Origin of the sequence: Lysinibacillus composti, assembly GCF_016908465.1 — a bacterium.
In the GTDB taxonomy this organism is placed as follows: domain Bacteria; phylum Bacillota; class Bacilli; order Bacillales_A; family Planococcaceae; genus Ureibacillus; species Ureibacillus composti_A.
This window is the reverse complement of the sequence record NZ_JAFBDY010000019.1, coordinates 42,394-65,431: the sequence shown is the minus strand read 5'-3', so window position 1 is coordinate 65,431 and position 23,038 is coordinate 42,394. Positions and strand designations below refer to the sequence as shown.

16 protein-coding genes and 1 pseudogene are annotated in these 23,038 nt (G+C 37.2%); 5 read left to right on the top strand and 12 right to left on the bottom strand.

Annotated features, from left to right (window positions below; genetic code table 11):
- Window positions 1-1,051: 1,051 nt before the first annotated feature.
- From acnA to JOD29_RS15995, 3 genes are all read right to left on the bottom strand, one after another.
- Window positions 1,052-3,751, bottom strand: a complete 2,700-nt coding sequence (gene acnA / locus JOD29_RS16005) for an aconitate hydratase AcnA (RefSeq protein ID WP_124766464.1) — start codon at window positions 3,749-3,751, stop codon at window positions 1,052-1,054.
- A gap of 189 nt (window positions 3,752-3,940) precedes the next feature.
- Window positions 3,941-4,495: a hypothetical protein gene (locus tag JOD29_RS16000; RefSeq protein WP_124766463.1), complete on the bottom strand. Its 555-nt coding sequence runs from the start codon at window positions 4,493-4,495 to the stop codon at window positions 3,941-3,943.
- Window positions 4,496-4,528: 33 nt separating this feature from the next.
- Window positions 4,529-5,356 carry a DUF2785 domain-containing protein gene (locus JOD29_RS15995; protein WP_124766462.1) on the bottom strand — a complete coding sequence of 276 codons (828 nt, stop codon included), beginning with the start codon at window positions 5,354-5,356 and terminating at the stop codon, window positions 4,529-4,531.
- 398 nt (window positions 5,357-5,754) lie between these two features.
- On the opposite strand from JOD29_RS15995, the gene JOD29_RS15990 reads away from it, so the two are divergent.
- From JOD29_RS15990 to JOD29_RS15980, 3 genes are all read left to right on the top strand, one after another.
- Window positions 5,755-7,677 carry a right-handed parallel beta-helix repeat-containing protein gene (locus JOD29_RS15990; protein ID WP_124766461.1) on the top strand — a complete coding sequence of 641 codons (1,923 nt, stop codon included), beginning with the start codon at window positions 5,755-5,757 and terminating at the stop codon, window positions 7,675-7,677.
- Window positions 7,678-7,910: 233 nt separating this feature from the next.
- The gene (gene yfkAB / locus JOD29_RS15985; protein ID WP_124766460.1) at window positions 7,911-9,020 is read left to right on the top strand and encodes a radical SAM/CxCxxxxC motif protein YfkAB; all 1,110 of its coding nucleotides are present in this window, start codon (window positions 7,911-7,913) and stop codon (window positions 9,018-9,020) included.
- Between the two features lie 29 nt (window positions 9,021-9,049).
- Entirely contained in the window at window positions 9,050-9,247 is a 198-nt protein-coding gene (locus JOD29_RS15980) for a hypothetical protein (RefSeq protein ID WP_124766459.1), read from the top strand.
- 335 nt (window positions 9,248-9,582) lie between these two features.
- Here JOD29_RS15980 and JOD29_RS15975 read toward each other — a convergent pair whose 3' ends face one another.
- A complete protein-coding gene (locus JOD29_RS15975) occupies window positions 9,583-10,836 on the bottom strand; it encodes a helix-turn-helix domain-containing protein (protein ID WP_124766458.1) in 1,254 nt (417 codons plus the stop codon).
- A gap of 729 nt (window positions 10,837-11,565) precedes the next feature.
- Here JOD29_RS15975 and JOD29_RS15970 point away from each other — a divergent pair.
- Together JOD29_RS15970 and JOD29_RS15965 are read left to right on the top strand one after the other, a co-directional pair.
- Window positions 11,566-11,985, top strand: coding sequence for a ribosomal maturation YjgA family protein (locus JOD29_RS15970; RefSeq protein WP_338088330.1), 420 nt, complete (start codon window positions 11,566-11,568; stop codon window positions 11,983-11,985).
- Window positions 11,986-12,152: 167 nt separating this feature from the next.
- A complete protein-coding gene (locus JOD29_RS15965; RefSeq protein WP_205101714.1) occupies window positions 12,153-13,160 on the top strand; it encodes a C39 family peptidase in 1,008 nt (335 codons plus the stop codon).
- A 131-nt stretch (window positions 13,161-13,291) separates the two neighbouring features.
- Here the strand turns inward: JOD29_RS15965 and JOD29_RS15960 are convergent.
- From JOD29_RS15960 to ilvB, 8 genes and pseudogenes are all read right to left on the bottom strand, one after another.
- Window positions 13,292-14,258, bottom strand: a pseudogene (locus tag JOD29_RS15960) (quinone oxidoreductase family protein).
- Between the two features lie 242 nt (window positions 14,259-14,500).
- Window positions 14,501-15,091, bottom strand: a complete 591-nt coding sequence (gene leuD / locus JOD29_RS15955; RefSeq protein WP_124766456.1) for a 3-isopropylmalate dehydratase small subunit — start codon at window positions 15,089-15,091, stop codon at window positions 14,501-14,503.
- Window positions 15,092-15,119: 28 nt separating this feature from the next.
- On the bottom strand, window positions 15,120-16,529 hold the full coding sequence (gene leuC / locus JOD29_RS15950; protein WP_124766455.1) for a 3-isopropylmalate dehydratase large subunit: 1,410 nt from the start codon (window positions 16,527-16,529) through the stop codon (window positions 15,120-15,122).
- A 15-nt stretch (window positions 16,530-16,544) separates the two neighbouring features.
- Window positions 16,545-17,642 carry a 3-isopropylmalate dehydrogenase gene (gene leuB / locus JOD29_RS15945; protein WP_124766454.1) on the bottom strand — a complete coding sequence of 366 codons (1,098 nt, stop codon included), beginning with the start codon at window positions 17,640-17,642 and terminating at the stop codon, window positions 16,545-16,547.
- A 346-nt stretch (window positions 17,643-17,988) separates the two neighbouring features.
- A complete protein-coding gene (locus tag JOD29_RS15940; protein ID WP_124766453.1) occupies window positions 17,989-19,530 on the bottom strand; it encodes a 2-isopropylmalate synthase in 1,542 nt (513 codons plus the stop codon).
- A complete protein-coding gene (gene ilvC, locus JOD29_RS15935) occupies window positions 19,530-20,543 on the bottom strand; it encodes a ketol-acid reductoisomerase (protein WP_124766452.1) in 1,014 nt (337 codons plus the stop codon). Before ilvC ends, JOD29_RS15940 begins: the two co-directional genes overlap by 1 nt.
- Window positions 20,544-20,658: 115 nt before the next feature.
- Window positions 20,659-21,171, bottom strand: coding sequence for an acetolactate synthase small subunit (gene ilvN, locus JOD29_RS15930; protein WP_124766451.1), 513 nt, complete (start codon window positions 21,169-21,171; stop codon window positions 20,659-20,661).
- Window positions 21,168-22,928 carry a biosynthetic-type acetolactate synthase large subunit gene (ilvB, locus tag JOD29_RS15925; protein WP_124766450.1) on the bottom strand — a complete coding sequence of 587 codons (1,761 nt, stop codon included), beginning with the start codon at window positions 22,926-22,928 and terminating at the stop codon, window positions 21,168-21,170. Before ilvB ends, ilvN begins: the two co-directional genes overlap by 4 nt.
- Window positions 22,929-23,038 lie beyond the last annotated feature (110 nt).

The following is a 23,038-nucleotide window of genomic DNA, read 5'->3' as shown; positions in this document are numbered from 1 at the left end:
ATCCTCTTTTCTAATGTTTATCGTCGTTGAAAACATTGTATCCAAGAGGGCATAAAATGACTCTTTTCTTTTTACACAATTATATGGACTTAATCTGGTGAATGGACAAAATGGCTAGTTATGCGGACCAATTTCTGGCGTAAACGGACGAGACCGTGACTTATACGGACGAATTCCAGACGTGAGTAACGAAACTATGGATTATGCGGTCCAATTCCAGCGTGAGCGGACGAAACTATGGATTATACGGACGAATTCTTGTGGTGAACGGACAAAATGGCTAGTTATGCGGACCAATTTCTGGCGTAAACGGACGAGACCGTGACTTATACGGACGAATTCCAGACGTGAGTAACGAAACGATAACTGATGTGGCTGAATTCCAGACGTATGCGGACGAATTGGTGTTAATAGCAAACAAAGGATATTCATTTTGAGAGACTTTATCCTATAATGAAGCCCAAATTACTGCCATCAATCATGCATACTGAACTTCATAAATTCTATGAAGTTCAATTTACGCTTGCTCTTGTCATGTTTTGAACTTCATCCTCTAAATGAAGTTCGTTTTTCATCTGATGTTGTCTCATAATGATCTTCATACCCCTGATGAAGTTTAATTTACAACTGAGCCTATCTCTTTTTGAACTTCATCCCCTAAATGAAGTTCGTTTTTCATCTGATCTTGTCTCATAATGATCTTCATACCCCTGATGAAGTTTAATTTACAACTGAGCCTATCTCTTTTTGAACTTCATCCCTTAAATGAAGTTCGTTTTTCATCTGATCTTGTCTCATTATGATCTTCATACCCCCGATGAAGTTTAATTTACAACTGAGCAAATCTCTTTTTGAACTTCATCCCCTAATTGAAGTTCATTTATCACCTAGTCTGTCTCAAAAATAACCTTCATATCTTCGATGAAGTTCATTCTTCGCTTGATCTTGTCTTTTTTGAATTTCATTCCTCACATGTAATATGTATATCTATCGTTTTTAAGCAAAAAAATAAGGCAAAGTCGAATTCTCGACTTTGCCTTTATATCGCTAATTACTCAGCAGCTTTTGAACGAAGTACCATTTGTAGGATACCACCGTGACGGTAGTAGTCTACTTCTACTTCTGAATCGAAACGAGCAAGAGCTTGGAATGTTTTCACAGTTCCGTCTTCAGCTTTTGCAGTTACAGTTAAGATATCACGTGGTTTTACATCGTCAGTAAGATTTACTGAGATTTCTTCTTTACCAGTTAATCCTAATGTTTCAGCGCTTTCACCTGGTAAGTATTGAAGTGGTAATACACCCATCATTACAAGGTTAGAACGGTGGATACGTTCGTAACTTTGAGCAATAACTGTTTTTACACCTAATAAGAATGTACCTTTAGCAGCCCAGTCACGAGAAGATCCCATACCATAGTCGTTACCAGCAAGTACTACTAAGCCAGTGCCGTTTTCTTGGTATTTCATACAAGCATCGTAAATGTACTCAACTTCACCTGTTGGCCAGTAAGTAGTGAATCCACCTTCTGTACCAGGAGCAACTTGGTTACGGATACGGATGTTTGCAAATGTACCACGCATCATAACTTCGTGGTTACCACGACGAGAACCGTAAGAGTTGAAGTCACGGATTGCTACACCATTTTCTTGTAGGTATTTACCTGCAGGTGTATCTTTACCAATTGCACCAGCTGGTGAAATGTGGTCAGTTGTAATTGAGTCACCGAACTTCGCGATTACACGTAAACCTTCAAGACCTTTGATTGGTTCTGGAGTTTTAGATAATCCTTGGAAGAATGGTGGGTTTTGGATGTAAGTTGATTTTTCATCAAATGTGTATAGAGACTCAGTTGATGTTTCAATTGCATTCCATTTTTCGTTAGCTGTGAATACTGTTTCATATTCTTTTTGGAATAATTCACGAGTAACAACTTTGTTTAATACAGCATTTACTTCTTCAGTTGAAGGCCAGATGTCAGCGAAGAATACATCGTTACCATCTTTGTCTTTACCTAAAGAATCTTTTTGTAGGTCGATATCTACTGTACCAGCTAATGCGTAAGCAACAACAAGTGGTGGTGATGCTAAGTAGTTAGCTTTTACAAGTGGATGTACACGACCTTCGAAGTTACGGTTACCAGAAAGTACTGAAGTTACAAATAAATCTTTTTCTTTAATTGCTTCTTCGATTTCTGGAAGTAATGGACCAGAGTTACCGATACATGTAGTACATCCGTAACCTACAGTGTTGAATCCGATTTGATCAAGGTATGATTGTAATCCTGATTCTTCAAGGTATCCAGTAACAACTTTAGAACCTGGTGCTAAAGAAGTTTTAACCCATGCAGGTGGTTGGATTCCTTTTTCAACAGCTTTTTTAGCAACTAAACCAGCAGCTAAAAGAACGTATGGGTTAGAAGTGTTTGTACAAGATGTAATAGCAGCGATTGCTACAGCACCTGTAGGCATTTCTAATTCGCCATCAGCAAATTTAATTGTTGATGTTTTAGAGAATTCATCTTCTGTTAAGCCAAAGCCTTGTACGCCCATTGGAGCAGTTACTGCTTCATGGTAACGAGCTTTCATGTCAGTAAGAGGAATTAAATCTTGTGGACGTTTTGGACCAGAAAGGTTTGGTTGGATGTCCTCTAATTTAATTTCTAATACATCAGTGTAAACTGGTTCTAATGATGGATCGAAGAACATGTTGTTAGCTTTTAAGTATGCTTCTACAACTTCGATGTGCTCTTCTTCACGACCAGTTAAACGCATGTAATTTAATGATTCTTCGTCAATAGCGAAGTAACCACATGTTGCACCATATTCAGGAGCCATGTTTGAGATTGTAGCACGGTCAGCTAATGGTAATTTAGATACACCAGGACCAAAGAACTCAACGAATTTACCTACTACGCCACGTTGACGTAATACTTGAGTTACTTTTAAAGATAAGTCCATTGCAGTAGCACCGTTTGGAAGATCACCAGTTAATTTAACACCGATTACTTCTGGAATTGGGAAGTATGATGCTTGACCAAGCATACCTGCTTCAGCTTCAATACCACCTACACCCCATCCAAGTACACCGATACCGTTGATCATTGTAGTATGTGAGTCAGTACCTACTACTGAATCTGGGAATGTTTCGAATGTGCCATCAGCGTTTTCTTTCACGTGTACAACTGGAGCTAAATACTCTAAGTTTACTTGGTGAACGATACCTGTAGCTGGTGGTACAGCACGGAAGTTATCGTATGCAGTTTGAGCCCATTTTAAGAAGTTGTAACGTTCTGCGTTACGTTCAAATTCAAGGTCCATGTTAGTTTGTAATGCAGATGCATTACCGTATTTATCAACTTGTACAGAGTGGTCGATTACAAGGTCAACTGGAATAGCTGGGTTGATTTTGTCTGGATCTCCACCTAATTCTTTCATAGCTGAACGTAATGAAGCTAAGTCAACAACTACTGGTACACCAGTGAAGTCTTGTAATACAACACGAGATGGTTTGAATGGAACTTCAGCTTCTGCATCTGCACCATTACCGAATTTTGCAAGATTGTTTACGTGCTCTTCTTTAATTACGTAGTTATCATATTGACGTAATACAGATTCTAATAATACTTTAATTGAGTATGGAAGGCGTGAAATATTTGCAACGCCAGCTTCTTCAAGAGCAGCTAAACGGTAATAGTTATAAGTTTTACCATTCACTTCAAATGAAGCGCGGCTATTGTGTAAGTTTGCCATATGTACTCTCCCCCTAATAATTCATTGAAAAGATTGTTATGCTCTTTTCTCCAGTTCTCATCTTACATCATTTATATACATAAGTAAATTACATTAATATTATCTTTTGTGATAAGTTATCATTATGACCTTGTTCAAATCACCTTATTGTTCAAAACAACAATATAAATGAAGAAAGTCGAATCAAATTTAAATTGATAATTCGCTAATGACCTTTTTGTGTTCATCAAGTACTTGGATAGAATAGCTTTCATTACCTTCGAGTTGTTCTAAATCAATGTACCAAATGCTATAACCTTTCACATCATATAGATCCAGTACATCCTCTGTCAAATTCGATAGTCCGATTAATGAAGCTGGTTTCCCGTTGATGTTCACATCAATAGTACCTTTTTGTTTAATGAGACCAAATAGTATTTTTTGGTCAGATAATGCAGACACGATGGTGTTACTTTCTAATTTTTTTGGTACTTTCGCAGTTACCTCCTCTTCAATACTCCACCCTTTAACATTCTTCTTTACAAGGGTCGTTCCAAAATTTTGACCATTCGATAGAAAGAAATAGCGCTGTTCCTTTTCCGTATTAGGCCCTTTAATCCATTCGTATTCTTGATTAGTCGGTAAAGCCTCTTCAGGAGTATCTTTTCCAGCACCAGTAAACTCAACAAAATATAGATTAACCAAATAACCTAGAACTAAAACTAATAAGATAAATAATATAACTCGGATGAATCGCTTTCTCATGACGTCCCCACTTTCTAGCATCTCGCGATTGGTTTACTTCATCCATTTACTAATAAATATTGAAACAATGCCTTTTAATTGAGGCATTTGTTGAGAGAATTTCAATGTGAAGTATAATGTTTTCATAAAATGAAGTGTATTTGTTCGCGCATTAAAGTATTGAGGAGTATACCCGACATCCATTAAATAGAATTGAAGTTTATCAAACACTTGCTCTACCCATTCAATTAATATCTCTTCTGGAAATTCTTTTGAAATTAACTGATCAATGATTGCCACAAGTCTTTCCTCTTCATCGTCTACATAAACCGTTCCTTTCCAAAAACTATCTTTAATGCCTTGTAAGAGAATCGGGGATAGACGTATTTCAAATTGTGGATGTGAAATTAACGCACTTGCTAAATCTGCACCATGAGCAATTGAGCGTGCCCACCCTTTTTCACCGACAAAGCCTCGTACATCTCTCTCTTTTGTTAAATACGGTACACAGATTTCGAGTAGGTTTTTTGCAGTGTCATCAGGTAAAAAGTGTAGTTGGCTATCGACATTAATTAAAGCCGTCAACCATAACGCTGAAAATGATCGTGTGAACACTGAATCTGTGTCCACTTCCCCAATTTTTTGATATAGATAGTCATTTCCTTGCAGGGTTTGTACAAGAAACGTCATCTGTTCTTTTGTTAAAAGCTCATAGGATAATAATTCAATAAATACACGATAATTAAGTTGATCTCTTAATTCAGTGTCGGGGCTTCCAATATGTAGAATCATTTCTTCTATTAATTGAGTTCCTTGTTGATTCATAAATTGTTGTCTTTCAACTGTATCCATTGATAAGACTTTTAATAATGTTTCTTTCAAAATAAATTCCTCCTAGACTCTGCAAAACTATCTCGTTCATTGTAAACTTCCAAGACACGTTTGGCTAGCGAGTTAGTTTATATTGTTCTCGTTTTGAGAGGTTTCCAATCTTATTTGAAACCTTATGGAAGCTTAAAGGTAATGATTTGATTCATTTAGACGCATAAAGTGAGTTGATTTTCCTTTATAAGCTAAAAGTACATACCCTTCCTACGTCATTTCGAGCAACTGCCACCGCATATCATTCTGTAACACAATCCAACCTTGTGCAAAAATATTCACCAACCAAAAATAAATATCTTTACATAATAGGGTTAAAATTTCCTTTTTTAATCAAAAATAGGAGTACGTATGGGACAAGGAACCTGTCCCCTTGTCCCGAAGTAAGGAGGGTCCATATGCCTGTTATGCGATTATTAAGTATGTTTTTTACGAATGGAAAAACATTGAAACGTGCCATGCATCATTTAAATAAAAGTGGCCACATTCAGCTTTCACCAAAAATATATAAAGAGTCAATACAATTTCATAAAAGTGTTGTGATTAGTGGTAGTAAAGTTGGCGAAACCATAATTGAAGGTTTACTAACGATTCCGAAGTCTGTTTCCGTCAAATTCTGTAATGTAACAATCTCCCCTATTACTCATATTTACGTAGAGGGCGAAGTGGAGTTTGAGCAATGTCATTTAGATGGAATGGATACATCTGTTTTAGTTACGGTAAATGGAGGGAAAATTACGGCTTCGCATTGCGAAATTACAGATGCAGCTGACCGCGCTATCACTTTACAAAAACAGAGTACAGGGGTTTTCCATCATTGTAAGTTCCAAAACAACGGGAAGGCGCATATTGAAGTGGATGGTTCTGAAGCAACGATTGAAGAATGCCAATTTTCAGAGGCTCGATATGCATATTGGATAAAAAATAATGGACTAGTCCATTCAGTAAAGGCTCACTTGCATCATCAACTTGATGCTCAAATTTATGTGGATCACTCGACTTTCATCGACCAAGGAAGTCTTATTGAACGTGGAGAGGATCACGGAATCTACGCGAAAAAAGAATCGAATATTACATTAGAGAACACTACTCTTCGTTACCATAAAAAACCCCAGCTTTTAGTACAGAGAAGTTCTTTAGTTGGAAGTCATTGTATCGTCCAGCATGGAACGGATGTTGGGGTTTCCCTACGTGATTATGCCGAAATGAATTTTTCTTACTCTGAAGTGAGCCAACATGAAAATGCCAATATACAAGTAGCGAAACGATCTCGTTTAAATTTAGAGCATTGCCACATATACTCTGGGAAAAGCTTTGGTATCCAAGTGAATGATAAATCCATTGTGAATTTTTATGAAACATTGTTGAAATCCCACAAACTCGCACAAGTTTTCCTTTCCGGTGAATCTATCTGTTCAGTCAAAAATAGTCTTGTCAAAGAAGGAAAACATGTTGGGATTTATATCGAGAAAAAAGCGAATTGTACGATCGTTGAAAGTAAAATAACAGAACAATCGAATTCTGCTCTTTCTGTCATAGGTGGCCAATTGACTGTGATAGATAGTGAAATTATGTATAATTTCGGTAATGCAATTTTAGGAATGTCCAACTCTACGATAGAGGTAGACGGTTCGAAAATGTATAACAATGACATGGCCCATATTGCCCTGAAAGCAAATGTAAAAATGAACTTACTAAATAGTGAACTTTATAATGGGAAAAGTCTTATTTTAGATACTCGTTGTAATGTTAAAGGGGTTAATTGTAAGTTTTACGAAAGTGAAAATGTTCAAATTGAAATCACCGAAAAGTCGACCTTAACTCTTGAACAATGCAGGATCTTTAACGGAAAATCCTATGGTGTAAAGGTGTTAAAAAATTCGAATTTCTTCTTTTATGATGGCCAAATTAGCCACCATATTCTCACGCAGATTGTCGTCAATGATAGTTCAGCAGTTGTGAGAGATAGCGAACTATACAAAGGGTGCCGTAATGCCATTTCCGTACAAAATCATAGTGAGGTATTAGTTCAAGATAGCTTTATTTCAAAGCATGTCCAATCGCAAATTTGGTTGGATTTAGAGTCTACAATCGAGTTGAAAGGCGTACAATTAACAGATGGTTTCCACTCGGATTTATATGCCCAAAACCAATCAGAAATTTATGTGACGGACAGTATGATTCGAAATGATAAAGTTCTTTATAATGTACGGGCTGTGAACTTCTCCAAAATTGAGTTAAGTAAAACGATTGTTGATAATCGTTTAGGAGATACGTTTTACAGTGAAAATAACAGTTTTATAACAAGTTCAGATTTATAACTAGAACCACTTCCCTAATCATATCGGTTTATTAGAGTTGTTATTAAAAATATTTTGCTTCTATGCAAAAAAAAGAAAATATCTACATCTAAACTTAATTTTAGCGCAGCTTACAGTGGTAAGCTGCGTTTTCTTAAGGAGGCAATCACTCTATGAATCTTTCATGTAGCATTTTGTTCTTTCCGAAAATTTATTTCTATGAGAGAATTGGTAGTTGGAAAGGAAGATAATAAATGAATACGTTAGAAAAAATTACTACTAGTTATGACCCATGGGAGTCTTACTTAGATATCGAACAATTTGGGAAGTTAACTCTCTCGAATGTAGAATTTACAACAACTAATTTATGTAATATGCGATGTGCACACTGTGCGGTTGGTTACACTTTACAAACAAAGGACCCAACTGCCTTGCCACTAGATATAATTCTTAAACGCCTTGATGAAATCCCACATCTTAGATCATTAAGCATTACAGGTGGTGAACCGATGTTAAGTAAAAAATCGGTTGAAAACTATGTAAAACCGCTTTTGAAATATGCCCATGAACGTGGAGTTCGCACGCAAATGAATTCGAACTTAACTATTGATGGCGAACGTTATTTAGATATCGCACCTTATCTAGATGTACTTCATATTTCTCATAACTGGGGGACGGTTGAAGAATTTGTAGAAACAGGTTTTGCGATGATGGAACGAAAACCTACTGTCGATCAACGTTCAGCATTGTTTGATCGCATGATTGAAAATTCTCGTATGCTTTCTGAAAACGGTGTAATGGTATCGGCGGAGACAATGTTAAACAAAAAGACACTTCCGTATTTGGAACATATACATCATCAAATTGTCGATGAGATGAAATGTGCTAGGCATGAAATACATCCAATGTACCCGTCAGATTTCGCTTCCGCATTAACTTCTTTATCGTTAGAGGAAATGCGAAAAGCCATTCATCGTTTACTTGATATCCGTGATGAAAACACTTGGATGCTGTTCGGGACACTTCCCTTCTATCCATGTAGCATGTCAACAGAAGATCAAGAGTTATTAAACCGCCTACGTGACACAAAAAATGTAACGGTTCGTAACGATCCAGATGGTCGCTCTCGATTAAATATTAATATCTTTACAGGGGACGTCATTGTGACTGACTTTGGTGATACACCAGCCCTTGGAAATATTCAAACAGATCATTTACCTGACATTTTCGATAAATGGCTTGAAACTGACTTAGCCAAATCCCTTAACTGTCATTGTCCAGCTGTCAAATGCTTGGGACCAAATGTATTAGTAAAAAACATGTACTACAAAGACCAACAGTTTGTGAGTGGGTCTGTGAAGTAAAGTATATTAATAATATTGTAGGTTTTTAAGTGGTCTGGAAAGAATTAGGCTGTGATGAACGGCAATTCTTCGTGAAAATTCAGGTGGAAAGTCGTTCATTAAGGGTACGAACGACAAATCTAGTGAAAAGATCTCGTGAAAAGTCGTTCATCAAGGTTATGAACGACAAATCTAGTGAGGAAATCGGTTGGAAAGTCGTTCATCAAGGGTACGAACGACAAATCTAGTGAAAAGATCTCGTGAAAAGTCGTTCATCAAGGATATGAACGACAAGTCTCGTAAGAAAATTGAATGTAATGTCGTTCATCCACTCAATAAACTCCTAATTACTATGGAGCCTATAAAATCTTTCAAACTACCAAAGAATACTTAACACTTAGTTTAGAATAACAAACCAGAGCATAATCAAAAAAGAACCGGGCAAAAATTTGCTCGGTTTTTCTTCTTGTATTTCCTGTTTACAGATTAGGCGTTTCGGAATGAGCTATGTTGAGCAAATATCCAACAATTGACCCTGACGCTTGGTGTTATCACGTATTTTTACCACACTGGCTTGCATTTCTTACTTACTGCCATATAGTATTTTTCCGTATGCGTTGTGGATATAGGTTTTATAAATGGTGTTAGGAAAGTTTTTCACGCCATCATAGGCTTGAACAATATCTCTTTTAGCCGCTTCTTTATCTCCTTCTTCAACAAAACATAAGGCGCGGACTGCGAAACATTGATAAAAGAGCGATAACTCCATCGGGTGATAAACGTTGGGTGGTATATTCATTTCTTTACTGCATTCAATTGCTTCTTTATAATATCCCCTTGCCCAAAACGCATAGGTTTCTTCAATACAGAAAAGCTTCGCAACGAAAAGTGCATGTTCCTGTGTCAAATCGTGATTTATTTCTTTTGCGAGCCTTGGAATTCTTTCATATTCCTTGTCAATAAAGTTGATGTAATGAGCTTTACAAAAAGTTAAATATTGTTTCACAACTGGATCTTCTGTAAAGTCCGCATGTTGCTTTAGTTTCGTTAAGTAATATTTACTCTTTTCCTGCTCTCCTTGGCTAATGGCTTGGAGAAGTATGAATCGATAAAAATCGTCGATACGATAATAAATTTTTTCTTTATGCGCGATTTCTAAGGCATGTTCTAAATGGTGTTGTGTATTTTCACTATCATCCACAGCAGCGTATAAAACAGATAATTGATAATGCATATCTAAAGTGGATAAAGGGTCGATTAAATGAATATATGATTGAACTCGCTGTTCTGCCTCTTGCATAAAATGAAGAGCTATCATATAATCATTTCGTTCAAAGGCCATCCCACATAAAAAAGAATAGCAACTAATAATTCGTCGATAAACATGAATTTTTTCGTAAGCAGTAATGACATCATACATAACCGATAAATCTTGCACATTATGAAGTTGGTGATTTAATCGTGTATGCAAATCTAATAATCTTACTTCTTCGTATGTGTTCCCTTGTAGTTGTTCTCGAATATCATCTAGTTGTTGAAATAATTTATTTAACTGGACTAGCTCATCTTTGGTAAATGTACTAGCGGTTTCTTTATAGGCTTGTTCGATCTCCAGTAATAGTTTGCGAAATTGTTTCACATTTCCTTCGTTTAGCAATTCTACGATGTCTACTCCTAGTTGTTCTGCGATGTAATGTAAACTCTCCATGGAAGGCTTTGCTTTTCCATTTTCAATGAGGCTCAACATTCCTTTTGTGAGGCGCTCACCAGCTAATTGTGCTAACGTTAACTTCTTTTCAATACGAAGTTTTTTAATACGTTCCCCCAGTCCATTCATCAACAACACCCCGCTTCTATCGTATATCCATTTTAACAAAATGTTCCTTATGAAACAAAAATTTAATAGGATTAAACAGTTGGAGTTGGACAAATATCAGCTTTGAAAGAGGTTTAATTTAATTAAACAACAGCATCAACTCTCCCGAAACGCTTGTGTAGTGATTGTTTAATCAAATTAAACTCCCACAGAGAGGTATATAGCAACACTGTTAGTAAAACTGTCGAAACGTACGAGATATATGTATTTATGTGACTTTATCACGCAGATTCTTGTCGAATTCTTCAAACCCGGATCACTTGTATCATAGATATAGAGTACAGCACTTACTTCATCCTATTTATAAAAAAGAAAAATGTCGAAATTGATTGGGAAATTGACAAATATGCTGAAAGTAATTTGAAGGTTTCATTTCGCGAGTTAACGGTACAGTAGTCTTATTTCAAGTGACCTCCCGATGCCAAAGCTTTTGCTGCAGGTGATCAAGTTCTAAAACAGTACCCAGAGTGGGATTACAAACACGTATACCAAAATGTAAACAGGGAAAATTATTGTGGTTTGATACGAAATTGGGGTGATTTTATCAACATATTTAATAGATTAAAAATCATTCGTGCGTTATGATTTAACTTAATGAAACTGTACCCCTTCCTTTTGAACTTCAAGAGTTAGGGGGGTATTTTGTGATGAAAATTCATCTTATTATTCAGTAGAAATGAGTGAGTCAACTTGAGTTCTAAAAATGAACTTCCCTATATAAGTGTCATGAGGATTGCATATTTAATAGCAATTGTTTTTAGCATTATATTAGGGCTCGCTTCTAGAAAATATAGTGATCTACTGCCGCTGTTTGTAGCGGAAAATGCGGGAGATATTTTGTGGGCAATGATGGTTTATTTTGGATTCCGTTTCTTGTTAGTTCGTAACAGTTTTCTTACTTCAATGTGGTTTAGTTTTTTATTTAGTTTTGGTATAGAACTCAGTCAACTGTATCAAGGAGATTGGATGAATCAGATTCGGCATACAATGCTAGGTGGTTTAATTTTAGGCAAAGGTTTTCTTTGGGTGGATCTTATTCGATATTCAGTAGGCATCATGATTGGCATTGTCTTGGATCGAGTGGTCCGGTTCTTATGGTCGGTCAAGTAGTGGAGTAGTTCAAGAATAGTAGTAGTCATTATGAACAATAATAAGGTTAAGCTTCCTATTGTTATATAATATACTGGAGCTATGACGAACATTTTTTAACCGCTAATAGTTCGTTTGTTTCTATAGTATAATGAAATGTGTAAAAATCACCTAGGGATGTGCGAATGTTGAAGAAAATACAACCAAATAGACTTACATGTGCGATTGCGATTTCCCTTTCTTCCCTTTTGGTTGCTTGCAATACTGAAACTGAAAATAGTTTGGATCAAGACCAGATTTATGCATCCATTGACTACGATACATTAACTGTTCAAGCGGTTGAATTTACGAGTCAACGGAAAGTTTCAAATGTGGCGGTTGGACTATTTGATTTCGATACAGGGAAAAAAATCGCAAGTTCCTTAGTGAATGACAAAGGATTTGTAAATTTTGATTTGGTGGAAGATAAATCCCCGTATGATATCGTCATCTATCGAGTGACAGAGACTGGAGAGTGGATGGAACAAACACGGAAATCATTTGTGTTTGATAAACAAAATCCATTAATTAAAGTTCAAACATTTAATGTTCAATCAGAAAATCCTCTTTCCGTCCCTATTTTAATGCAAAATCCCGAACTACCCCACGGTTGTGAGATTACATCATTAGCAGCAATCCTCAACTATTATGGGATAACTTCGGATAAAGTGGAATTAGCTGAAAAATATATGCCAAGTGGTAAAGTTACAAAGAAAGGCAATCAATTATTTGGACCAGATCCAAATGAAGCATACGGAGGTGACCCGTCATCACAGACTGGTGGCTATTATGTATATGCGCCACCAATTGTTGAAGCAGCCAATCGTGTACTTTTTAAACATAACAGCAATTATCGGGCGATGGATTTAACAGAAGCGCCACGAGATGAAATATTATCCTACGTAGAATCTGGGGTACCAGTTTTGATATGGGTGACGATTGACTTAAAAAAACCTCGTACAAATGGAAATTGGATCATCAATGGGACAAATGAAAATCATCCAATTTTTCGCAATCTTCATGCAGTGGTGTTAACGGGATATAAGAAGGGAAAAGTAACAGTGATGAATCCTTTAGAAGGCAATCAATCAATTGATGCGGATCTCTTTTTCCAACGCTATAAAGAATTGGGTTCACATGCATTGGTAATTCTATAGGGACAGGTTCCTTGTCCCAATTTAATTGAATGATGAGTGGCTGGGCCAGAGACAAAAAAACGTCATTTTTCTTTCAAGAAAAATGGCGTTTTAGTTAATTGGGATAAGCGACCCGTTGTAAATAACAATTATTATGGAATCAACAAAATCTTCCCAGCACTTTTTCTATTTTCTAATAGTTGATGAGCTTTTGCACCTTCCTCTAAAGAAAATAGAGTAGGTTCTTTTATAGTTAATTTACCTTGTACAATCCAGTCAAATAGTTGTTTAGATCGCACATTTCTTTCTTCTAATGAAGTTGAGTACGTTCCAAAGGTCTCCGCCAGTCAGCGTTTTAGACGTGTCCATAAGCATACGCGGATCTATAGGACTTGGGTCACCGCCGGACATGCCGAAAAACACAACGGTACCACCAATTTTAATAGCCTTAAAACTCTCTTCTAAAGTTGAACCCACAGAGTCATACACTACATCTACACCTAAACCGTTTGTTGTTTCCTTTACTTTCTCAACACATCGCTCATCATATAAAAATACAGTATCCGCCCCTACATCATAGGCAACTTTTGACTTTTCAGCGGTAGAGGTAAGACCGATAACGCGCGCACCTAAAAGTTTCCCGATTTGAACAAGATTCTGACCAACCCCACCCGCAGCCGCATGAACTAGCATATTAGTTCCCGGTTTAATGTTGTAACTATCTTTCGCCAAGTATTGGGCAGTCAATCCTTGCAATAAAACGGCAGAAGCTGTTTCGAAAGAAATCTCATCTGGTAAAAAAATGACTTTATCACGAGGAACCGCTACAAGTTCAGCATTCGCAAATGGAACATCAGCAAACGCAACACGATCCCCTGCCTTTATGTCCGTTATCTCTCCATTGACTTGCTCAACAATTCCGGAACCTTCATAGCCTAAAATATAGGGTGGTTCACCAGCTAGATGATAGTTTCCCTTTCTTCTATAAATATCAGCAAAGTTCAATCCAATTGCTTTCATTCTCACTAAAATTTCATTCTCTTTTAGAATTGGATTAGGAATTTCTTTATATTGTAAGACGTCCGGTCCCCCAAATTTTTCAAAGATAAGTGCTTTCATTGGATTGCTCCATTCTAATAAAATAAGGAATTGGAAATGAACGATCAAATACTTTAATGTGACATTCCACAGCCCATTCACGACATAACCATAATATTATCACAAAAATTTACTAAATCGTTAATTACTGCTTATCCGCTAGTAATAACCTAGCCAAAATAAAAAGTCGACACTCATGATAAAGTGTCGACTACTTTTTAGTTAAAAGTGGGACGAGGTACCTGTCCCCGATGTCCCTATTTTTAGTATGCTACGCGTTTTGCTTCGTAGGCTGAAATGGCGTCTTCGTATTTGAATGTTAACGCGATTTCGTCCCAACCATTTAGGAGCATTTCTTTGTAGTAAGGGTCAATGTTGAAGTTGTACACTTTACCGTCTTCCCCTGTAACTGTTTGTGCTTCAAGGTTTACTTCGATTGCATAAGGTTTTTCAAGACCTTTTGCTAGCAATTCATCACATTCTTCAACTGCTAATTTAATAGGAAGGATTCCATTTTTGAAGCAGTTGTTGTGGAAAATATCCGCAAAACTTGGTGCAATGACTACACGGAAACCGTAGTCTAAAATTGCCCATGGTGCGTGTTCACGTGATGAACCACAACCAAAGTTTTCTTGTGCTACTAAAATTTCAGAAGATTTATATTCTGGTTTATTTAAAACGAAGTCAGATATTTCATTACCTTGTGCATCAAAGCGCCAGTGATAAAATAGGAATTGACCAAAACCAGTACGTTCGATTCGTTTTAAAAATTCTTTTGAAATGATTTGGTCAGTATCCACGTTTTTACGATCAAGTGGAGCAATGACACTATTTACGATATTAATTGGTTTCATATATTTCACCCTTTCAAGCTTTACAATGTTATGCGTGTTGCTTTACGAATTCACGAACATCAACGAAATGGCCTGCGATTGCTGCAGCAGCTGCCATTGGAGGACTTACTAAGTGAGTACGTGAACCAGCACCTTGACGACCTTCGAAGTTACGGTTTGATGTAGACGCACAACGTTCTCCAGCAGGTACAATATCATCGTTCATTGCTAAACACATTGAGCATCCAGATTCACGCCATTCAAATCCTGCTTCGATGAAGACTTTATCTAACCCTTCTTCTTCAGCTAGACGTTTAGTTGTATGAGATCCAGGTACAACAATTGCTTTCACACTTGGATGTACTTTTTGACCTTTAATTACTTCTGCTGCTGCACGTAAGTCACTTAAACGTGAGTTTGTACATGAACCAATAAATACATTTTGTACTTCTATAGAAGTTAATGGTTGGCCTTCTTCTAAGCCCATGTATGCAAGAGCTTTTTTCAATGCTGCTTTATCTGATTCAGTTTCATAATCATCTGCTGTTGGCACAGACTGTGAAACGCCTGAGCCCATTGATGGGTTTGTTCCCCAAGTGACGATTGGTTCAATTTCAGTTGCATCAATTTCAAGTACTGTATCATAAGTTGCACCTTCATCAGATGCTAGGCTTAACCAGTAGTTAGCAGCTTCTTCAAATGTTTCACCTTGTGGGGCAAAACGTTTTCCACGTAAGTATTCAACTGTAATTTCATCAGGTGATACTAAACCAGCTTTTGCACCTGCTTCAATGGACATGTTACAAATCGTCATACGCTCTTCCATCGATAACCCGTGAATTGCTTCACCAGTAAATTCAACGATATGGCCAGTACCAACATCAATTCCGAATTTTGCGATAATAGCTAAGATAATATCTTTCGCTTCAACGCCAACGCCTAGTTTACCGTTTACTCGGATTTCCATTGTTTTTGGTTTGCTTTGCCATAATGTTTGAGTTGATAAAACGTGCTCAACTTCAGATGTACCAATACCGAAAGCGATGGCACCAAATGCACCGTGAGTTGATGTATGAGAGTCACCACAAACGATTGTTTTACCTGGTTGAGTTAAACCTAATTCAGGTCCAATAACGTGTACAATCCCTTGATCTGGATGACCCATATCTGCTAATTCAATACCAAATTCTTTCGCATTTTTAGCAAGTGTTTCTACTTGTGTACGTGCGATTGGATCGTTGATTGTTGGCAAATTTTTTGTTGGTACGTTGTGGTCCATTGTTGCAAAGCAAAGGTCTGGACGGCGTACTTTACGATTATTTAAACGTAAACCTTCAAATGCTTGAGGAGACGTTACTTCATGAATTAAATGAAGATCGATATATAGTAAATCCGGTTTGCCATCTTCATGATAGACAACATGTGAATCCCAAACTTTTTCAATAATGTTTTTAGCCATTCTCTTCACCAATCCTTAAATATAAGTTTCCATAATGCTATCGGATACGAAACTTGTATCGATTTCTGCGATAACTTTGTCTGTCCATTCATCTGTAGAAAGAGCTGTTTCGTTATTTTTTGCAAGATCTGCAGTGAAGTGTCCATCTTCGAATACTGCATTTACTGCACGTTCAATTTCTGCAGCTTCTTCTTTCATCCCGAATGAATATTGAAGCATCATTGCTACAGATAAAATCGTTGCAGCGGGATTTGCAATACCTAATCCAGCAATTTCTGGTGCTGAACCGTGAACTGGTTCATATAATCCGAAATTATCGCCACGAATTGAAGCTGAAGGTAATACCCCTAATGAACCTGTAATAACAGATGCTTCATCACTTAAAATATCGCCGAACATATTATCTGTAACAACTACATCATAATGACCAGGGTTTGTAATTAACTTCATTGCAACAGAATCAACTAGATTATGTTCTACTTCGATATCAGGATTTAGTTCTTTCTTTTCATCAACTACGGCACGCCAAAGTCTTGAAGTTTCTAATACGTTTGCTTTGTCAACTGAGCAAAGTTTACCTCTGCGTAAACGAGCCATTTCAAATGCATTATCCACAATACGTTCAATTTCAGAACGCGTATAGATATTTAAGTCACTTGCATCTGTTTCCGTGCGCTGTTTTTCACCGAAGTAAATACCGCCAGTTAATTCACGAACGATCATTAAATCTACGTTTTCTGCTACTTCACGTTTTAATGGAGAAGCATTTAATAAACTTGGGAAAGCTTTTACCGGACGTAGGTTAGCAAATAAATCAAATGTTTTACGGATTCTTAATAAGCCTTTTTCAGGACGTAATTCTGGTGAGTTGTTATCCCATTTCGGACCGCCAACGGCACCTAGTAAAATAGCGTCACTTTGTTTACACATTTCAATTGTTTCTTCAGGTAGTGGATTGTTAAATTGATCAATCGCAGCACCGCCGATTGCAGCATATCCTAATTGGAAGTCATGGTTATAGCGTTTTCCAATTGCTTGTAATACACGAATAGCAGCAGCAACAACTTCTGGACCAATCCCATCTCCAGGTAGTACTGTAATTTTCTTTTCCATGGAAAAACACCTCTTTGCAAGTTTAGCGGTGTACCGCCGTGATTTTTTAAAATTTCATCGAACACGTGATTATGTAATGTTTTATATTACGTGTTCGCGATATATCTATTTATCTATTGCCTAGTTTTTCGGCAGAATGAGAAGCATTGCGCTTCTAGTGTCTAGCTCCAAACACCAAGCTCCTCGACAACTTCAGAACCGCCCACAAGGTCAAAGAGCGATCTTTTGTCGGCCAGTTGTTGTCGGAGTTTAACCGGAAGTTCTCCGCTTTTCTTTATAGAAACGCCACCAAATGATGTATTTGATGGCGCTTAGTTGAAATTCAACTTAAATGTAAAACTAATTATTAAAGTATAGGTTGTTTTGGTTGAATACTTTGGCGAATTAAATGACGATTGATCGCATTTAAGTAGGCTTCTGCAGTTGCTTCAAGTACGTCTTGTGAAGCATCGCGGCCAGTTGTTGTTAAACCATTATATAAGATGTTAACAACGGCTTCACCTAGCGCGTCACGGCCTTTACCAACTGATTTCACACGGTAATCCTGGATACTAACAGGACCATCAACTAATTGCTCAAGTGTATTGAAAATGGCTTCCACTGAACCGTTACCTGTAGATGCAAGAGTTTTCAACTCGCCATCAGGAGTAACAACTGAAGCTGTTGCAGTTGGAATGTTTTCTGTTCCGTAAGAAACTTGAACACTCTTAAGTTCGAATAAAGGAATATCTTCAACAGAAACTTGAGTTTCAGTTAATAGAGTGACTAAATCTTCTTCAGTAATTTCTTTTTTACGATCCGCTAATTTTTTAAACTCTTGGAAAGCCTTATTTAGTTTTTCATCAGATAAATCATAGCCCATTTTAAATGCACGATCGCGGAATGCAGCGCGACCAGAGTGTTTACCTAAAACTAATGGCACTTCCCCTTCACCAATTAAAGCTGGTGAAATAATTTCGTATGTTTCAGGGTTTTTCAACACACCATCTTGGTGAATACCAGATTCATGTGCAAAGGCATTTTTCCCTACAACTGCTTTGTTTGGCTGAATGACAACACCAGTTAAGCGACTAACTAATTGAGAAGTACGTTTGATTTCTTTTAAGTTTAGGCCTGTTTCCACTTGGTAAATGTCATTACGGATGTGTAATGCTACACCGATTTCTTCTAATGCTGCGTTACCAGCACGTTCACCAATACCGTTAATTGTACATTCAACTTGGTCTGCACCATTTTGAATTGCAGAAATTGAGTTAATAGTAGCCATACCTAAATCATCATGACAGTGAGCAGAGAATTTTACGTTGTCTGCACCGCGTACATTTTCGCGTAGGTATTTGAATAATTCACCATACTCTTGAGGTGATGCGTAACCTACTGTATCTGGAACATTAATTGTCGTTGCCCCTGCAGCGATTACTTTTTCAATGATACGTACTAAAAATTCACGATCTGAACGGAATGCATCCTCAGCCGACCATTGAACAAGCCCGAAGAATTTTTTTGCATATTTTACAGCTTCTACGGCTTGCTCCAAAACTTGATCAGGAGTTTTCTTTAATTTATATTCCATATGGATTGGAGATGTTGCTAGGAACACGTGAATATGTGGTTGTTCCGCAACTTTAAGTGCTTCCCAAGTCGTATCGATATCTTTTTGTACACAACGAGCAAGACCAGTAACGATTGAGTTTTTAACTGTTCCAGCAATACGATTTACTGCATCAAAATCGCCAGGACTTGAAGCAGGAAAACCTGCTTCAATAATTGAAACACCAAGGCGTTCTAATTGTTTTGCGATCTCGATTTTTTCTGCAGTATTTAAATTGATTCCAGCAGACTGTTCGCCATCACGTAGAGTTGTATCAAAAATATCAATTTTACGCACTATTTAATCACCACTTTTTTCTTGCCTTCATTAATGAATGGCATCATTTCACGTAATTTTCTACCCACTTGTTCGATTTGGTGATCAGCACCTTCTTGTTTGTACTTCGTGTAACGTGGGCGGTTTGTTTCGTTTTCTTCGATCCAATCTTTTGCAAATGTACCGTTTTGGATATCTGTTAATACGTCTTTCATACGAGCTTTAACTGACTCGTCGATAATGCGAGGACCTGAAACGTAGTCACCCCATTCAGCTGTATCAGAAACAGAATAACGCATTGTTTCCATACCACCTTCGTACATTAAGTCAACGATTAATTTTAATTCGTGTAATGTTTCGAAGTAAGCAAGTTCTGGTTGGTATCCTGCTTCAACTAAAGTTTCGAAACCATATTTAACTAATTGAGTTGTACCACCACAAAGAACTACTTGCTCACCGAATAAGTCAGTTTCAGTTTCTTCTTTGAATGTAGTTTCTAACATACCAGCGCGAGCAGCACCGATTCCTTTACCATAAGCTAAAGCTAAGTCGCGAGCTTCACCAGTTGCATCTTGGTAGATTGCGAATAAAGCTGGAACACCAGCACCTTGAACATAAGTACGACGAACTAAGTGACCAGGACCTTTTGGAGCTACTAAGAATACGTCAACATCAGCTGGTGGTACGATTTGACCGAAGTTAATGTTGAAACCGTGTGCGAACATTAAAGCGTTACCTGGTTGTAAGTTTGGAGCGATTTCTGCTTCATAAACTGCTTTTTGACGCTCATCTGGAAGTAAGATTTGGATGATGTCAGCTTCCGCTGCTGCTTCTGCAACAGATTTAACGTCTAATCCGTCTTCTTTTGCTGCGTCGAATGATTTACCTGGACGAATACCTACTACTACGTCAAAACCAGATTCTTTTAAGTTTTGTGCATGTGCGTGACCTTGAGAACCATATCCGATAATAGCGATTTTTTTCCCTGTTAATACTGATTCGTTGATTTCGTTTTGATAGTACATTTTAGTCATTTTCATTTCCTCCTAGGATATAAATACTTATATTTTTATTTTTGTAAATCACTTAGATCTTTAAAGATTTTAGCGATTATCTATACTTAACTATCTTTCGTAGAATCATAATCTACTAGAGAATAGAAAGTTGCGGTGTGTCAATTTTTTGAGATTCACGAACAGAAGCAGTTACACCTGTACGTGTTAATTCTTTAATGCCATATGGGCGAATGAGCTCGATGAATGCATCGATTTTTTCAGGGTTACCAACCACTTGATAAGTAACGACATTTTTTGATGTATCGATTACTTGTGGTCTAAATGGTTCCACAATCGCATTCATTTCAAGTCTTAAGTTTGCTGGAGAAACGACTTTTACGAGTGCGAGTTCACGAAGAACAATTGCATTATCTGTAATGTCATTTACTTTAATTACATCAATTTGCTTTGAGAGCTGTTTAACCAGCTGTTCAAGCTTTGTTTCATCTTCAATATTTACAACAAACGTCATTTTAGAGATGTTTGGTTGTTCCGTGTGTCCAACTGTAATGGATTCGATGTTAAATTGGCGTTTCATTAGTAATCCAGTAACACGATTTAAAACGCCACTTTGATTGATTACTGTTACATTAATTACGCGTTTCACGGTTTTTTCACCCCCACTATAGCATCTAGTGATTTACCTGCAGGAACCATTGGGTAAACATTTTCTAGCTGTTTTACTTGCGCATCAATGATCACTGGTTCATCAGAATTTATTGCGTCAGCAAAAACGGTATCTAATTCTTCTGCTTTTGTAATTCGTACTCCTTTAATGCCATACGCTTCTGCTAATTTTACAAAGTCAGGTTGAACTGGCATTAAGGATTGTGAATAGCGTTGGTCATAGAATAGTTCTTGCCATTGACGAACCATACCTAGAGCACCGTTATTAACGATGACTACTTTGACAGGTAAGTTAAACTCTTTTAATAGACCAATTTCTTGTAATGTCATTTGGAATCCTGCGTCACCTACAATAGAGACAACCTTTTTATCAGGTTTTGCAAATTGTGCACCGATTGCGGCTGGGAAACCAAAGCCCATTGTTCCAAGACCACCTGATGTGATCCACTGGTGACTATGATTGTGACGATAATATTGTGCTGCCCACATTTGATGTTGACCAACGTCTGTTGAAACGATTGCATCACCATTAGTGATTGTATGAACCTTTTCAATTACTTGTTGTGGTAAAATCGCATTTTCATCTTCAACATACCAATATGGGAATTCATCACGTTTTTGATTTAAAAAGTCAACCCATGCTGCAGTATCTGGTGCTTGAATATCCTTTTTAAGCATTGCTTTTAACGCTTCTTTTGCATCGGCAACAATCGGAATATCAGTTGGGATGTTTTTACCAATTTCAGCTGGATCAATATCAATGTGTACAACCGTTGCATTTGGTGCAAATGCTTTTGTATCTCCAGTTAATCGATCATCGAAACGTGCGCCGATATTGATTAATAAATCTGCTTTTTGAATTGCATCATTGGCAACGGCTGCTCCGTGCATCCCTGCCATACCGTAATTTAATTGATGATCACCGTGAATACTACCTAAACCAAGAAGTGTATTAATTACTGGAATGTTGAACTTTTCGACAAATTCAGTTAATTCTTCTTGTGCTTCTGCGAAAAGTACACCAGCACCAGCAAGAATTAATGGTTTTTTAGCGTTACTTATTTCGTTCATTGCTTTTTGAATTTGTAAGTAATTTGGTTTTGTATTTGGTTGATAACCTGGTAGATAAATCTCTTCGTTTGCATTTTGTGCAAAGGATTCATCAAAAACTGCTCCCGAAATATTTTTAGGGAAGTCGATTAGCACTGGACCTTTACGACCGCTATTTGCAATATGGAATGCTTCTTTAACAATTCTTGGTATGTCATTTACATTTTGAACTTGGTAATTGTGCTTCGTAATAGGAGTTGTAATTCCAATCACGTCTGCTTCTTGGAAAGCATCTGAGCCAATTACATTTGTTGCAACTTGACCAGTCAAAACAACTAATGGGATAGAATCAATCATTGCATCTGTAATCCCTGTTACTAGGTTTGTTGCCCCTGGTCCAGAGGTAACTAGTACTACACCTGGTTTATTTAAGACACGTGCATAACCTTCTGCAGCATGGATAGCGCCTTGTTCGTGTCTTGTCAAAATGTGACGGATTGGGTTTTTGTATAGTGCATCATATACGTTTAGTACAGCCCCACCCGGATAACCGAAAATTGTATCAACGCCTTGATCATGAAGTGCTTGAATTAATATATCAGAACCATTTCTTGGTTTTGTTTGTTCTGCTGGTTGTGCTGCTTTTGATGAATCTACTTTTTCATTTGTTGATAATTTAGCAGTCATTTTGCTAACTCCTCCCTTTCGATAAGGTTTTTAATAAAAATAAAAAAGCCTTTTTCTCCGACGCCAAATAAAACCTTTGCGTAGGGATGAAAAAGACTTTCATGGTACCA